General features: G+C 63.8%; 12 protein-coding genes. 4 read left to right on the forward strand and 8 right to left on the reverse strand.

Annotated elements, in window-relative coordinates; all coding sequences use genetic code 11:
- Nucleotides 1-128: 128 nt before the first annotated feature.
- The 7 genes from FJ548_RS27435 to FJ548_RS27465 form a co-directional block, all read right to left on the reverse strand.
- Nucleotides 129-506 carry a hypothetical protein gene (locus FJ548_RS27435; RefSeq protein ID WP_140759447.1) on the reverse strand — a complete coding sequence of 126 codons (378 nt, stop codon included), beginning with the start codon at nucleotides 504-506 and terminating at the stop codon, nucleotides 129-131.
- A gap of 181 nt (nucleotides 507-687) precedes the next feature.
- Nucleotides 688-2,133 (reverse strand): homospermidine synthase, encoded by a 1,446-nt coding sequence (locus tag FJ548_RS27440; RefSeq protein ID WP_140779532.1) that lies wholly within the window; start codon nucleotides 2,131-2,133, stop codon nucleotides 688-690.
- A 111-nt stretch (nucleotides 2,134-2,244) separates the two neighbouring features.
- Nucleotides 2,245-3,177: a DUF3445 domain-containing protein gene (locus FJ548_RS27445; protein ID WP_140779533.1), complete on the reverse strand. Its 933-nt coding sequence runs from the start codon at nucleotides 3,175-3,177 to the stop codon at nucleotides 2,245-2,247.
- Nucleotides 3,178-3,207: 30 nt separating this feature from the next.
- The gene (locus FJ548_RS27450; protein ID WP_140779534.1) at nucleotides 3,208-3,870 is read right to left on the reverse strand and encodes an aminotransferase class IV family protein; all 663 of its coding nucleotides are present in this window, start codon (nucleotides 3,868-3,870) and stop codon (nucleotides 3,208-3,210) included.
- Nucleotides 3,819-4,976, reverse strand: coding sequence for an aminodeoxychorismate synthase component I (locus tag FJ548_RS27455; RefSeq protein ID WP_181168928.1), 1,158 nt, complete (start codon nucleotides 4,974-4,976; stop codon nucleotides 3,819-3,821). Before FJ548_RS27455 ends, FJ548_RS27450 begins: the two co-directional genes overlap by 52 nt.
- A gap of 169 nt (nucleotides 4,977-5,145) precedes the next feature.
- Complete coding sequence (locus tag FJ548_RS27460) at nucleotides 5,146-5,919, reverse strand: proton-conducting membrane transporter (protein WP_140779536.1); 774 nt, start codon at nucleotides 5,917-5,919, stop codon at nucleotides 5,146-5,148.
- Nucleotides 5,920-6,283: 364 nt separating this feature from the next.
- The gene (locus tag FJ548_RS27465; protein WP_181168925.1) at nucleotides 6,284-8,122 is read right to left on the reverse strand and encodes a M3 family oligoendopeptidase; all 1,839 of its coding nucleotides are present in this window, start codon (nucleotides 8,120-8,122) and stop codon (nucleotides 6,284-6,286) included.
- A 173-nt stretch (nucleotides 8,123-8,295) separates the two neighbouring features.
- On the opposite strand from FJ548_RS27465, the gene FJ548_RS27470 reads away from it, so the two are divergent.
- From FJ548_RS27470 to FJ548_RS30075, 3 genes are all read left to right on the forward strand, one after another.
- Nucleotides 8,296-9,831, forward strand: a complete 1,536-nt coding sequence (locus tag FJ548_RS27470; RefSeq protein ID WP_140779537.1) for a sigma-54 dependent transcriptional regulator — start codon at nucleotides 8,296-8,298, stop codon at nucleotides 9,829-9,831.
- Between the two features lie 495 nt (nucleotides 9,832-10,326).
- Nucleotides 10,327-12,135 carry a DUF882 domain-containing protein gene (locus FJ548_RS27475; protein WP_181168926.1) on the forward strand — a complete coding sequence of 603 codons (1,809 nt, stop codon included), beginning with the start codon at nucleotides 10,327-10,329 and terminating at the stop codon, nucleotides 12,133-12,135.
- A 266-nt stretch (nucleotides 12,136-12,401) separates the two neighbouring features.
- Nucleotides 12,402-12,578 carry a hypothetical protein gene (locus FJ548_RS30075; RefSeq protein ID WP_181165494.1) on the forward strand — a complete coding sequence of 59 codons (177 nt, stop codon included), beginning with the start codon at nucleotides 12,402-12,404 and terminating at the stop codon, nucleotides 12,576-12,578.
- Between the two features lie 151 nt (nucleotides 12,579-12,729).
- On the opposite strand, the gene FJ548_RS27480 is transcribed toward FJ548_RS30075, so the two are convergent.
- Complete coding sequence (locus FJ548_RS27480; protein ID WP_140779539.1) at nucleotides 12,730-13,371, reverse strand: 2-dehydro-3-deoxy-phosphogluconate aldolase; 642 nt, start codon at nucleotides 13,369-13,371, stop codon at nucleotides 12,730-12,732.
- Nucleotides 13,372-13,560: 189 nt separating this feature from the next.
- Here FJ548_RS27480 and FJ548_RS27485 point away from each other — a divergent pair, with 189 nt between their 5' ends.
- Entirely contained in the window at nucleotides 13,561-14,490 is a 930-nt protein-coding gene (locus FJ548_RS27485; RefSeq protein ID WP_140779555.1) for a rhodanese-related sulfurtransferase, read from the forward strand.
- Nucleotides 14,491-14,538: the final 48 nt, after the last annotated feature.

Raw genomic sequence — 14,538 nt, forward strand, 5'->3', positions numbered from 1 at the left:
CAAAACCCGGGGTATTTGCAAGCGCAAAACCCGGGGTATTTGCAAGCGCAAAACCCGGGGTATTTGCAAGCGCAAAAAAAGGACGGCGGCCAGTGGCGCCGTCCCCGATGAGCTCGATGTCTGCTGGTTCAGACGCGCCGTGTCAGCACGAAGTTCTGGCCGGCTGAACTGGTGCAGTTCAGCTGGCTGGTGGACACCAGCAGGCAGTTGAAGCTGACGCCGGTCTGGCGGATCAGCGAGGTGCCGTTGATCTGCACCGAGGTTGGGCCGGTCATCGTGTAGCTGCCATCGGCAAGCTTCTGGCCGGTATCGGTGGCGACGGTCGTGAACTTTCCGCCATTGAAGGTCGACAAGCCGGTGCCCTTGGCATCGATCCACGACCCTTCGACGCCTTTCGGCGCGGCTGCCATCGGCGGCGCGTCCGGACCGCTGGTGGCACAGGCCGCGAGCATCGTGGAAATGGCGCCCGCCACGCCCATCGAAAGAACTTTGCGCGCAATAGTCATGTGAAATCCTCTCCAAACGCATCAGCCCAAAGATCAGATCCGATTTTGGAAGGCATGATGCGAACGTCCAAAGTGCTGGAGCGGGCGTGCGTCCCACAAGACGCACGCTGCCCAGGCCGCATCTCTTCAATCGCCCGATTTCCGGGCGATTGCAAGGCAATGGGGCAGGGTGCGCGCGATGCTATCGGACGAGGATGTTGCGGAATTGCCACGGGTCGCTACGGTCGAGGTCCTCGGGGAAGAGGCCCGGGCGCCGGTCGAGCGGCGTCCAATCGGTATAGTAACCCTTGACCGGCCCGAGATAAGGCAACTGCACGTCCAGGCAGCGCCTGTAATCCATCTCGTCGGCTTCGACGATGCCGGCCTGAGGATTTTCCAGCGCCCAGACCATGCCGGCCAGAACCGCCGAGGTGACCTGCATGCCGGTGGCATTCTGATAGGGCGCCAGCTTGCGCGCCTCGGCGAGCGACAGTTGCGAGCCGTACCAGTAGGCGTTCTTGTCGTGGCCGTAGAGCAGGACGCCGAGCTCGTCGACGCCGTCGACCAGTTCGTTCTCGTCAAGCACGTGGTGCACCGGCTGGGGCTTGCCGGCGGCGCCGAACATCTCGTCCAGCGACAGCATCGCGTCGTTGCAGGTGTGGTAGGCATAGTGGCAGGTCGGCCGGTACTGAACCTTGCCCTTCTTGGAGCGGACGGTGAAGAAATCGGCGATCGAGATCGCCTCGTTATGCGTCACCAGCAGGCCGTATTGGGCGCCCGGGGTCGGGCACCAGGAGCGCACGCGCGTGTTGGCGCCGGCCTGCTCGAGATAGATCGCGGCCTTGGAGCCGTGCTTGTGCTTCTTGCCGTTCTTCGGCATCCACTTCTCGTGCGTGCCCCAGCCGAGTTCGGCGGGCTGCAATCCTTCCGAGATGAAGCCCTCGACCGACCAGGTGTTCCAGAACACATCCATCGGCTTCGGCTTCTTGGTGCGCTGGGTGTCACGCTCGGCGATGTGGATGCCCTTGACGCCGGCCTTCTTCATCAGCTTGGCCCAGCCCTCACGGTCGTCCTGTGCCGGCTCCGAGAAGTCCATGCCAAGGTCGGTGGCGAGGTTGACCAGCGCCTGCTTGACGAACCACGAGACCATGCCCGGGTTGGCACCGCAGGTGGAGACGGCGGTGGCGCCGCCCGGCTTGTCGTGCTTTTCCTTCATCAGCGCTTCGCGCAACGCATAGTTGGTGCGGCTGGCATTGTCGGCCTTGGCATCGAAATAGAAGCCCAGCCATGGCTCGACGACGGTGTCGATATAGAGCATGCCAAGCTTGCGGCAGAGCTTCATCAGGTCCACCGAACCGGTATCGACTGAGAGGTTGACGCAAAAGCCCTGGCCGCCGCCATTGGTCAGAAGCGGCGTCAAAAGCTTCTTGTAGTTCTTCTCGGTCACTGCTTCCTGGACGAAGGCGATGCCGCCCTCGTCGAGCAGCTTGCGGTCGGTATCGCGCGGGTCGATGACAGTCATGCGCGACTTGTCGAACTTGAAATGGCGTTCGATGAGAGGCAGCGTTCCCCGTCCGATCGAACCGAAGCCGATCATCACCACAGGGCCGGTGATCTCACCGTAAACAGGCCAGTTTTCATTCGCCATTTTATCGAGCACTCCTTCAGACACGTGCAAAAAAGCCAGGCATTTTCGCCAACGGCCATGCGCTACATCACAGATCATTGTCATAAACCAGCGAAAAGCGCCAACCCGTGGCTAGCCATCCTTGGCCATGTGGTTAAGGACCGACACCAGCCGATCGCGGTCCGATGTCAGGCCCTTGTAGTCGAGCTGGGCAAGATCGAGTTCTTTAAGCTGGGCGGCAAAGGACATTGCGAGCGTCGTCCGGTCGGGGTGCCGCGCCAGCACGGCGAGCGGATCGAGATGGATTCGGATGGTGAACAGGATGTCGCGCGAAGAGGGCAGCTTGCGCAGCGTCTGGCGCTCGACGCGGATGAAGGCGTGCGCCTTGACGTCACCGTCGGGGAAGCGTGTCGGCCGGTTCGTGGCGCGGTCGATGCGCTCGACGTTGGACAGGGGATGGTAGAGCGCATCGCCCGACTGGATCGACCAGTTGTAGCGTTCGACGGCTTGGCCCTGCAGGCCGTCGAACATGCGGTTGATCAATTCGGCCGGCCTGGTGCCCGGGCCGAAGCCCGGCACCGGCGCGTGGATCTGCTGCAGCGGCTTGCCGAATTTTTCATTGAGCGACCAGGACGAAGGGAAGCACAGCGAACCCGCGGCGAGCCGCCAGCCGCTGTCGTCGCGGCGCATCAGGATCAGGTCTTCCTGAACCAGCAGGGAGGCTTCGACGAGCGGTGCGCTGCAGATACCGGAAGGCAGGGCAGGTTGCTTCGTGGCGCCCACAATTTCGATGCCCGCATCGGTGCGCCTATAGGTGCCCGGAAATCTCTGAGGCAGGTATACGCCGAGCAGGTCGAGCACTTCCTGCTGGGCATCGCGAGTCCCGTCCTCCTCGACGAAGACCCGCTCCGGAATTTCGGCGTAAAGCCGGCGCTTCTCGGCGAGATACGCCGGCAGATGGTCGTCGATCTCGATCCAGTCCGCGGGGTCGAGCGGCTTCAACCCGATGGTGAAGAGTTTCGAGGAGCCGTCATAGGGCGTATGGGTGGGCTGGCGAAGACTCATTTTCGACTGTCGCATTCTCCGGGCCGCCTGTCAGGCCAGCCTCGCCGGGACCAGGCCGCGCAGCGAATTGCCGACGAACAACGCCTTGGCCAACATCAGATCATCGTAGCTGTAGATTGCTTCCTCGGCCCGGCCTTCATCCAGAAGCGCCTCGCGCAGTACGCCAGGCAGCAAGCCACAGTCGAGCCGGGGTGTTGCCAGCACGCCGTCGCCGAAATCGGCGAAGATATTGGTGATGGTGCCCTCGCAGATTTCGCCTCGCTCATTGACCAGGATCACCTCGTCGGCCTGGGTGACGAGATATTCGGAGCGGGCATGGGTGTAGAGCTGGCGCCGGCTGGTCTTGTGGCGCAGCAGCTTGTTGTTCGAATCGAGCTTCGTTCGCGCCAGCCGCAGCATCCAGACCTTGTCGGCGGCGAGCGGTTCATAAGGCTGCGCCGAGGCGGTCGGGTCGCCGTTGCGCGACAAGGCAAGCCGGGTGCGCATGGCGCCACGGGCGCCATCGAGGGCGTCGCTCAGCACCTCTGCGATCCTTCGCGGATCGCAGGCAAAGCCGAGCTCCCCCGCCGAACCATAGAGGCGCGCAAGGTGGCGATCGAAGCGCAGGAAGCCCGTCCCCGGCTCCCAGCGCATGGTCTCGATCAGCTCGAAATCGGCGGTGTCCCCGTCGCGAAGCGGGCTTTGAGCAGACACTCCTGATACTCCTCTTCGGCGACCGAATCGAAAACGATGCCGCCGCCGACATTGTAGACGGCCTCGCCATTGGCAAAGAGCGAGATGGTGCGGATCGCCACGGAAAAGCGCATGGTGCCTCCGGGAGCGATCCAGCCGATGGCGCCGCAATAGACGTCGCGCGGCATGCCTTCGAGATCGTGCAGGATTTCCATGGCGCGGATTTTTGGCGCCCCGGTGATCGAGCCGCAGGGAAACAACGCCGCGAAGATCTGGCGGATGGTGAGACCGGGCAGCAGCTTCGCCCTGACGTCGCTGACCATCTGGTGAACAGTCGGGTAGCTCTCGATGCGGAACAGTTCCGGCACCTCCAGCGTGCCGACCTCGCTGATCAGCGAGATGTCGTTGCGCAGGAGATCCACGATCATCCGATTCTCGGCCTGGTTCTTTTCGTCGTTGCGCAGGAAGTTCTTCTGCCGCTCGTCTTCGGCCTTGGTCGCGCCGCGCGGCGCGGTGCCCTTCATCGGATGGGTCTCGATCATGCCTTGCGCGTCGATCTCGAAGAAGAGTTCGGGCGAGCGCGACAGCACGATCGGGTTCCCCATTGCGACCAGCGCGCCATATTTCACCGGCTGACGTTCGGTCAGCGCGTCGAAGGCTGCCAGCGGATCGCCCGACCATTGCGCCTGCACCGGAAAGGTCAGATTGCCCTGGTAGCAATCGCCTTGTCTGATGTGCTGGTGCAGCCGCGTAAAACGCTTCTCATAGTCGTCGAACGACCAGGCCGCCCTTGCATCGAAGATCGGGCCATTGGTCGCTGCAGCCGTGCGCGCAGGCACCGCCTCCTCGACCGGCGCATCGAAGACGCCAAGGCAGACCAGCGGCGCACGGCGCCCCTCCGGCAGCAGGGGCACAAGTTTCGGCTCGAGCAGGTAACCCGCTTCGTAGGAGAAATAGCCGGCCAGCCATTTGCCGGCGTCGTGCGCGGCTTGCGCGGCCTGCAGCGCCGGCGCGAAATCCCGGGCGCCATGCGCCACGATGATGTCGGCCGGCCGGTCGAAAACGAGCTGGCGCGCGCTGTCGTCGTTGCGGAAAATGGCGGCGGGCAGGGACATGGGAACCGAGATCGATAAGGCCGACGATCGCTCTATATGGGAGGTCGGCCGCGCGCAATCGAGGGAACGGCGCCCTGTCCCTCAAAGCCGACCTATGGGCCGACCTTAGGCGACCTGCCCTGCGGCAAAGAAAACCGGCGGCGCCCGTGGCGTCGCCGGTTGTTGCCCTTGCCTTGGCCGTTCAGCTATTGCTGGAAGTTCCCGCGCTGGGGAAGCGCCGGGCGAATTCCCTCTCGTCGCCGGCGGCCAGCAGCTTGGCCTGTTCGACCCAGCGCTCGCGTTCGACGCGACCGCCGAATTGCAGGGCGTGTTCGATCCGCTCGATGTCGTCGGCCGTCCAGGCTGCGATCTGGGCGAAGCTGGTCACGCCTTGTCCCCTGAGCAGCTTCTCGTTGACCGGGCCGATGCCGATCAACCGGCGCAGATTGTCGGGCTTTGCAGCTGCCGGCTTGACTGCCGCCGGTGCAGCCTTCTTGGTGGCTACCGGCTTGGACGCGGCCGAACTCTTTGTTGCCGAAGCTGGGGAGACTGCGGGCTTGCTCGCGGCCGGTTTGGCTGGAGCGGATGGCTTCGGCGCGGCCGATTTGGCTGTGGTCGCTGGCGCGGCCTTCGCGGCCGGTTTGGCAGGCGCAGCCTTGGCCGCCGCCGGAGCGGATTTGGCAGCAGCCGGCGCCGACACCGGGACTGCCGGCGACTGACTGGCCTTCGCCGCGCCGGTTCCCGAGGAAGCCTGCGCCTCGCGCAACTGGCGCTCGAGATCGGCGCGGGACTTGCCACATGCATTGAGTTCGCCGGTCAGGCGGTCGCTGTCGGCACGCAGCCTGTCGCGCTCGCCGCGGGTGCGGTCGAGGTCGCCGCGCAGGCTGTCGAGCTCACCGCGCAGACGGCCCCAGAGGAACCAGCCAACCAGTACACCCACAAGGAACGCCAGGAGCATGTAGAAAAAAGTGCCCATTGTCTCTCTCTCCAGTCAGGTCCGTCTGCCGTGGCATGAGGCCATGACTTTCGGCGGGACTACTCGATGGTGGTTCCACGGCTCGCGGAACAGCCTGCTTCGGTCGAGCTGTCGGCGATCGGCTTTGCCTGCCTGTGGGCCAACGGCCGCTGTCGCGTTCGCCTGAGCGCCACGACCGGCTGAGATTTTCCCCGCCGATCCGCACGCGCTCCGGCTGAACTTGCAGCGAAGGCTATCATAGAGCTTACGGAAAGCTATCCGAAAACTTTCGCGGAGAGTTCTTCAAGAACAAATATTTAGGACAAGAATAATGTGGTTCCAGCACGTTTTCCGGCGAAACTGTTCTTCGCGGACGAGAGACATATCAGCCGTCCAGTGCTTCCAGTTCGTCGATCAGGCCGCCGATCACGCCAAGTCCGATCTGCCAGAAGGCGGGATCGGTGGCGTCGAGCCCGAAAGGCGCCAGAAGCTCGGAGTGATGCTTGGTGCCGCCGGCGCGCAACATCTCGAAATACTTGTCCTGGAAGCCCCGCTCGGCATTCTGGTAGACGGCGTAGAGCGAGTTCACCAGGCAGTCGCCGAAAGCATAGGCGTAGACGTAGAAGGGCGAGTGGATGAAGTGCGGAATGTAGGTCCAGAAGACCTCGTAGCCCTCGCGCAACTTGATCGCGGGCCCCAGGCTCTCGGCCTGCACCTCCAGCCAGAACTGGCCGAGCCTGTCGGATGTCAGTTCGCCGTTGCGGCGCTCGGCATGCACCTTGCGCTCGAATTCGTAGAAGGCGATCTGGCGCACCACCGTGTTGATCATGTCCTCGACCTTCTGGGCGAGCATGGCCTTGCGCTCACGCCTGTCTGTGGTCCGCTCGAGCAGCGAACGAAAGGTCAGCATCTCGCCGAAGACGGAGGCCGTCTCGGCCAGCGTCAGCGGTGTCGAGGCCATCAGTGCCCCCTGGCCGGCGGCCAGCACCTGGTGCACGCCGTGACCAAGCTCATGCGCCAGCGTCATCACGTCGCGCGGCTTGCCCATGTAGTTGAGCAACACATAGGGGTGCGCGGAGGGCACGGTCGGGTGCGCGAAGGCGCCTGGCGACTTGCCCGGGCGCACCGGGGCGTCGATCCAGTTGCGGTCGAAGAAGGTGCGTGCGATCTCGGCCATTTCGGGCGAGAAGCGATGGTAAGCCGAGAGTACCGTGTTCCGGGCCTCATCCCAGCCGATCACCGCCTGCGGCGTCTCCGGCAGAGGCGCGTTGCGGTCCCAATGGTTCATCACCTCCATGCCAAGCCAGCGCGCTTTCATCGCGTAATAGCGATGCGACAGGCGCGGATAGGCCTCGCGCACCGCGGTGGCGAGCGCGTCGACCACGCCACGCTCGACCCGGTTGGCAAGGTGCCGTGAATCGGCGATGTCCTCGAAGCCGCGCCAGCGGTCGGAGATTTCCTTGTCCTTGGCCAGCGTGTTGGTGATCAGCGTGAAGGTGCGCAGATTCTTGCGGAAGGTCGCGGCCAGCGCCTCGGAGGCTCGGCGGCGCACCTCACCATCGGCATCCTGCAGGCGGTTCAGCGCTGGCTCCAGTGTCAGCTCCTCGCCATCGACGTCGAAACGGAGGTCGGTCATCGTCTCGTCGAACAGGCGGTTCCAGGCGCCGCGCCCGGTGATCGACTTCTCGTGGAAAACCTGCTCGACGCGATCCTCGAGCTGGTAAGGTTTGTCCATGCGAAGGTCGAGCACCCAGGGCCGGTAGTGGCCGAACACCGGGTCGGCAACGAGCGCTCCTTCGATCGCGGCGTCGTCGATCAGGTTCAGTTCGAGCGCGAAGAACAAAAGATGCGCGCTGGCGTCGGTCATCTTCTCCTGGACGTCGCCATAGAGCTTGGCGCGCTGCGGGTCGGCGGTGTTGCCGGCATAGATCAGGCCGGCATAGGAGACGATGCGGCCGATCAGCTCTTCCAGTGCTTCGTAGGCAACCAGCGCCTCGCCCAGCCTGCCGGTGCCGCCGCGCCCGGCCTCGGCGGCGAGCGTGCCCTTCCAGCGCGTTTCGAAAGCGATCGCGTCGGCAGCGGCCCTGGCGATGTCACGCTTCAGTTCCGGCGCGTCCATGCCGGCATAGAGGTCGGCAAGGTTCCATTCCGGCAGATCGCCAAGCTCGGCCGCGCCCTGACCGGACGCCGGTGCCGCAAGCCGCCGACCAAACATCATGCGCATCGACAATACCTTTTGTGAATTACGAGGTCAGAATCAAGGGGCCAGAATCGGGGAGAATGGAGAAGCCGGTCAAATCCTAAGGAATTCGTTCACCGGGTTTTTTGAAACCTTCTTTAGAACCCTGTGCCAAGATGATCCATGGGGATATCGGGCGCGGGCAAGCCAAGACAGTCATGACAGGTTCCATACTCATAGTCGATGACGATCCCGTGCAGCGCCGGCTGCTCGAAGCCGCGGTGACGCGCTTCGGCCACACGGCCATCGTGGTCGACAGCGGCGCCGCCGGGCTCGACGTGCTTGACGGGCCCGGTGCCCGCGACGTCTCGGTGGTTATTCTCGACCTGGTCATGCCCGGACTCGACGGCATCGGCGTGCTGAAGGCGATGCGCGAACGCGACATCAGCGTGCCAGTCATCGTCCAGACCGCGCAGGGCGGCATCGAAACCGTGGTTTCGGCGATGCGCCACGGCGCCTTCGACTTCGTCGTCAAGCCGGCTTCGCCCGACCGGCTGCAAGCTTCGATCTCCAATGCGCTCAAGGTCGAGGCGGTCGAGGGCGAGGTCAAGCGCACGTCGCGCAAACGCGGCGGGCTGCTGACCTTCAGGGACATGATCACCCACAGTCCGGCCATGGACCGGGTGATACGCCTCGGCCAGAAAGCGGCTGCCTCAAACATCCCGATCCTGATCGAAGGCGAATCCGGCGTCGGCAAGGAATTGGTGGCGCGTGCCATCCAGGGCAGCGGCGACCGCCGCTCGAAACCATTCGTCACCGTCAATTGCGGCGCCATCCCCGATAATCTGGTCGAGAGCATCCTGTTCGGCCACGAGAAAGGCTCGTTCACCGGCGCCACCGACAAGCACACCGGCAAATTCGTCGAGGCGCATTCCGGCACGCTGTTTCTCGACGAGATCGGCGACCTGCCGCTCGACGTGCAGGTGAAGCTGTTGCGCGCCGTCCAGGACGGCGAGGTCGACCCGGTCGGCGGCCGCTCGACCGTCAAAGTCGACATAAGGCTGATTTCGGCGACGCACCGCAACCTGCTGCAGCAGGTCAAGGACGGTAAGTTCCGCGAGGACCTCTTTTACCGCCTGAACGTCTATCCGATCTTCGTGCCGCCCCTGCGCGACCGCCGCGACGACATTTCCCACCTGGTCACGCATTTCATGGAGAAGGTGGCGCCGGCCGACCCTCGGCGTCGCCTGCAAGGCATTTCGGCGGCAGCGCTTGCCGTGCTGCAGGCCTATGATTGGCCTGGCAACATCCGGCAGCTGGAGAACGCCGTCTTCCGCGCCTCGGTGCTGTGTGAAGGCGACGTGCTGACGATCGATGATTTTCCGCAGATCCGCGCGCAAGTTGAAGGCACCGTCAATCTCGAAACGGACGATGCGGCGCCTCACATTTCGTCGCCCGCGGGGCCGTGCGATGAGGAGGTGCTGGTCGGCGACGACGTTCCGGCGGCAGAGTCCGATCCGCCGGCCATGTTTCAGCCCAGATTCGGCACGCTGCGGGCACTCGACGAACGCGGCAATGTGCGGGCGCTGGCCGACGTCGAATTCGAGATGATCAGGCTCGCCATCGATCACTATAACGGCCAGATGAGCGAGGTCGCCCGGCGTCTCGGCATCGGCCGCTCGACGCTTTACCGCAAGCTAAAGGAATACGGCATCGATCCGGAAACAGGCCGTATCGACCGGCTCGCGTCCTAGATCATCGGTTCACGGAAGCAGAACCGCTCTCCTTAGTTATGAAGCAATTCCAGGAAAATGGCTTCGCGCTTTCCTGAAATTGCTCTCGCGCAAGGCCGGGACAAGTTTTCCCCGTCACGATATCGCTTGATGGAGTGTCGCTGCCGCATCAGGGCGGGTTGGGGCGACGCTCGATGGGACATTGTTCACGCATTAAGGCTAACGGTAACAGATCGTGTTTCGGCCAAAGCCGGAAACGTGATGTAAACCAGCGGTTTACCAAGAGACCTCGTGAATAATTTTTGACGGGAAATCGCCATGGTGTTACCGCATTTCGACTTCAATAAGCGATGATTAACCACTAGGATCGATATTCGGATGTGAAAACGACACGTCCGTTTGGGCAAATCCGGGGACAAACGGCAGCCTGCAAGGCCTTTTGATTTGAACAGAATCGAACGACTCACAAACGGGCGTCATAATCATTTGAGCGTCTGGCCGGCATGGCTGGCTGTGATGATTGTCGCATTTGGGTTTGTTGCCGCGGCTGCCACCGGCGCCCAGGCCGAAGTTCGCTCGCTGAAGCTCTATCATCTCCACACGCACGAGAAGGCCGAGATCGTCTACAAGCGCAATGGCCGCTACGATCCGGAAGGCCTGAGGAAGATCAACATCATCCTGCGCGACTGGCGTCGCAACGAGCCGACCAAGATGGACCCGCGTCTGTTGGACCTGGTCTGGGAGGCGTATCGGGAAAGCGGCGCCACCGACTATATTCAGGTCGTCTGCGGCTATCGTTCGCCATCGACAAATTCGATGCTGCGCAGCCGCAGCAAGGGCGTCGCCGAGAAGAGCCAGCATATGCTCGGCAAGGCAATGGATTTCTACATTCCCGGCGTGCCGCTGAAGAAGTTGCGCAACATCGGCCTGAAGATGCAGGGCGGTGGCGTGGGCTATTATCCGACCTCGGGTTCGCCGTTCGTCCATATGGATGTCGGCAATGTGCGCCACTGGCCCGGCATCAGCCGCCAGGAACTGGTCAGCCTGTTCCCGAACGGCAAGACGCTGCACGTGCCGAGCGATGGCCGGCCGCTGCCTGGCTATGAACAGGCGCTGGCCTCCTACAAGGCACGCAAAGGTGCTGGTACGCCCAACGTCGAGCTTGCGAGTGCCGGCGGCAAGAGGTCCGGTGGGTTCCTCTCTGCCTTGTTTGGCGGCGGCGGCTCCGATGAAGCCGACGATAGCGCCGATGTCGAGACCGCTTCGGCTGCCCCGGCGCCCAAGGCTAGAGACCTGAAGCCGGCCGCGACTGCCAAGAGCAGCAACCTCCCGGGCATCGCCGTCGTGGCGCCTGAGAATGCACAGCGCGCCAACATTCCGCAGGTCGCCGACGAGCAGGCTCCGGAGCCGGAGAAGGATACGCCGGAAACGATCATTGCCGCGCTGCCGGCCAAGGAGATTCCGCTGCCCGATTTCGCGCCGCGGCCGAAGGCCGATGTCGGTGCGCAGCCGCCTGCGAATGTTCCGTTCGCCATGGCGGATGCGACGGCGACCGCCGAGCAGGCCGTGGCGATCGCGCAGGCGCCGGCGAACATGCCTTTCGGCAAGGCCGACCCTGCTGCCATGACGGCTGCGGCATCAGCCGATCCGGCGCAGGTTGCGGCCAACAACATCCCCTTGCCGACATGGCGTCCCGAACACTCGCTGCCGGCGGACCTCGCACCGCCGCCCGGCAAGGACGTACTGATGGCGCTGGCTGAAACCGCTGATCGCGGCAAGACGGCGACCGATGCGTTCTCGGTGCTACCGACGGCGCGGCCTGAGCCGAGCAAGCCGGATGCCGTCAAGGCCGTGCTGGACGAGGCCAATGCCCAGGTCGGCAATGCTGACGAATATCAGGTTGCGTCGCTGTCCGAAGAGCCGCGCTCGGCCTTCAACGATCCGTCTGACGTCAACACCGCATCGCCGCGCCAGGCTATCGTCGCCCGCCCGGCCGGTTCCGACCCGGTCGCCGCGATCGGCGCCGGCGTGAAGACGACCCGCAAGGAAGCCAGGGCCACCGCCCGCGACCAGAAGCCCGGCCCCAAGGCTGTGGTGATCGCCGCCGCGCCGCAGGCCGCCCGCTGGGCGCTGACCAGCGGCGAGAACGTCACCACCGTTTCCAGCGCGACGACGGCGCCGGGCTATGCGTACAACATCGTGCATACACCGCCGAGCGAGGTCTATACAGCCGGCTTCCAGTCGGGCAACCAGATGGCCGATGCCAATCGCTTCACCGGCAACGCCGTCAAGTTCCTGTCGGTCGCTCGCTTCCAGACGAAGTAACGAACGGGCCGGAATCGGAAGCCGCGCTGGGCGACCCGCGCGGCTTTTTGCCGTCCAAAAGCGCGATGCATATGGAGTTTCGAAGCGCTTGCGGCCGCTCATCGGCGACGGCGCCGATGGGTGCGCCAGGGGTTGAAGCGATGACCAGCTACGACAGGACGTCGACCGCACTCAGTGGGAATCACGTGCGCCTGAACTTCTCGTGAACCCGGAACGGCCTCTCTGTTTACAGGTTAGAACGCGTACGTTCCAACCTGGGGATATTCATGAAGAAGATTCTATTGGCATCAGTTCTGGCCCTGGCGGCCGCGTCAGCCGCGATCGTTCCGTCGCAGGCTGAAACAGTGATCGTCAAGAACGGCAAGCATCACTGCCGCACCAGGGTGGTCACGCATTGGCGGCATCACCACAAGGTGGTCGAGAAGGTCAGGGTCTGTAACTGACCATGTCCAAGCAACTGACCCGGTCGGCGAAAGCCGGCCGGGTTTTTCATGCGCCTGGAGCGCGGCGTCGAACTGGATTCATGCGACGCGCTTAGGGTCCCTTTATGCACGTCGTCGTCCCAAAAGCGATGTCACGTTTGGGCGGCATGCATTAGCTATTCCCGAGCTTGCTCGCTGCGCGCGCCAGCGCTTCGATCTCATCCCACTTGCCCGCCTTGACCATATCGTCGGGCGCGACCCAGGAGCCGCCGACGCAGATGACATTAGGCAGGCTGAGGTAGTCGGCCGCGTTCTTGCCGGTGATGCCGCCGGTCGGGCAGAATTTGACATCCGCCAGCGGCGAGGCGAAGGCCTTCAGCGAAGCGATGCCGCCGGACTGCTCGGCCGGGAAGAATTTCAGGAAGCGCAGGCCCGCCTCGCGCGCGGCCATGATCTCGCCGGGCGTGACGGCGCCGGGCAGCAGAGGGACCTCGCTGTCAGCGGCCTCAGCCAGAAGCTCGCGCGTGATGCCGGGGCTGACGATGAAGCGCGAGCCTGCGGACGCGGCTTCGTTGAATTGCCTGGCGTCCAGAATGGTGCCGGCGCCGACGATGGCCTCTTCGACCTCAGCCGCCACCTTCCGGATCGCTTCCAGAGCATCGGCGGTTCTCAGGGTAATCTCGATCGCCGGCAGGCCGCCACGCGCCAGGGCGCGGGCCAGCGGCACGGCGTCGGCCACATCGGCGATCCTGAGGACCGGAATGACCGGCTGGCCATTGAGGAGCGACAGGAGTTTCTCGGTCTTGCTGGGCATTTGTCTCTCCATATCGTGGGCAATTCAACCGATTAGCAGACGCGTGTTTTTCTGTCCATGAAACGAAGCGTGTCGCGGTGTCACGCGTCCTGGGATGATCAAGCCGGCCATTACCATCACACACAATGACGGGCTGATGAACGGCGTCGCCTTGAATCGGTTGCCATGAGCGTCTAGTTGCTGCGGACAATGACACCGTCCGCGCCATCCCAGCCTGTCCGCGTCGCCGCGCTTTACCGGTTTGCCCGGCTGGACGCGTTCGGCGAGCTGCGCGTGCCGCTCGCGGCCTTCTGCCGCGGACGCGGTATCAAGGGCACGCTGCTCCTGGCGCATGAAGGGATCAACGGCACCGTTGCCGGCAGCGAAGCCGCGATCGCCGAGCTCATCGAGCATATCGAAACTATCGATGGGCTGGCTGGCCTCGAGGTCAAGTACAGCGTGGCTGCGGCAATGCCGTTCCACCGCATGAAGGTGCGGTTGAAGCGCGAGATCGTCACCATGGGCGTCGAGGATATCGACCCGGCGACGAGTGCGGGGACCTATGTGGCGCCCGCCGATTGGAACGCGCTGATTTCCGAGCCCGGCACGATCGTCGTCGACACGCGCAACGCCTATGAGGTCTCGATCGGCACCTTCAAGGGCGCGGTCGACCCGGCGACCGCGAGCTTTCGCGATTTTCCGGCCTGGGTGGAAGCGCACAGGGCGGATTTCGAAGGCCGCAAGGTGGCGATGTTCTGTACCGGCGGCATACGCTGCGAAAAGGCGACCGCCTATGTCAGGTCGCTCGGCTTCGAGGACGTCTTCCACCTCAAGGGTGGTATCCTCAAATATCTCGAGGAGGTTCCAGCGGAGCAGAGCCTGTGGCAGGGCGAGTGCTTCGTCTTCGACGAGCGGGTTTCCGTATCGCACGGCCTCGCCGAGGGCGAAGCGGAACTGTGTCGAGCCTGCCGCCAGCCGGTGACGGCCAGCGAGCTGACGTCGCCGAAATATGCCACGGGCGTTTCCTGCCCGCATTGCTTCGACGCCCGTTCGGACGAAGACCGCAAGCGCTACGCGGAGCGTCAGCGGCAGGTGGCGCTCGCCGATGCGCGCGGCAAAGGACCGCATATCGGATCCTGATCGAGGCATCCGGGCCACCGGCAGAGGGCCGGCTGTCATTGCAATGTC

Origin of the sequence: Mesorhizobium sp. B2-4-17 (assembly GCF_006441275.1) — a bacterium.
Lineage (GTDB): Bacteria > Pseudomonadota > Alphaproteobacteria > Rhizobiales > Rhizobiaceae > Mesorhizobium.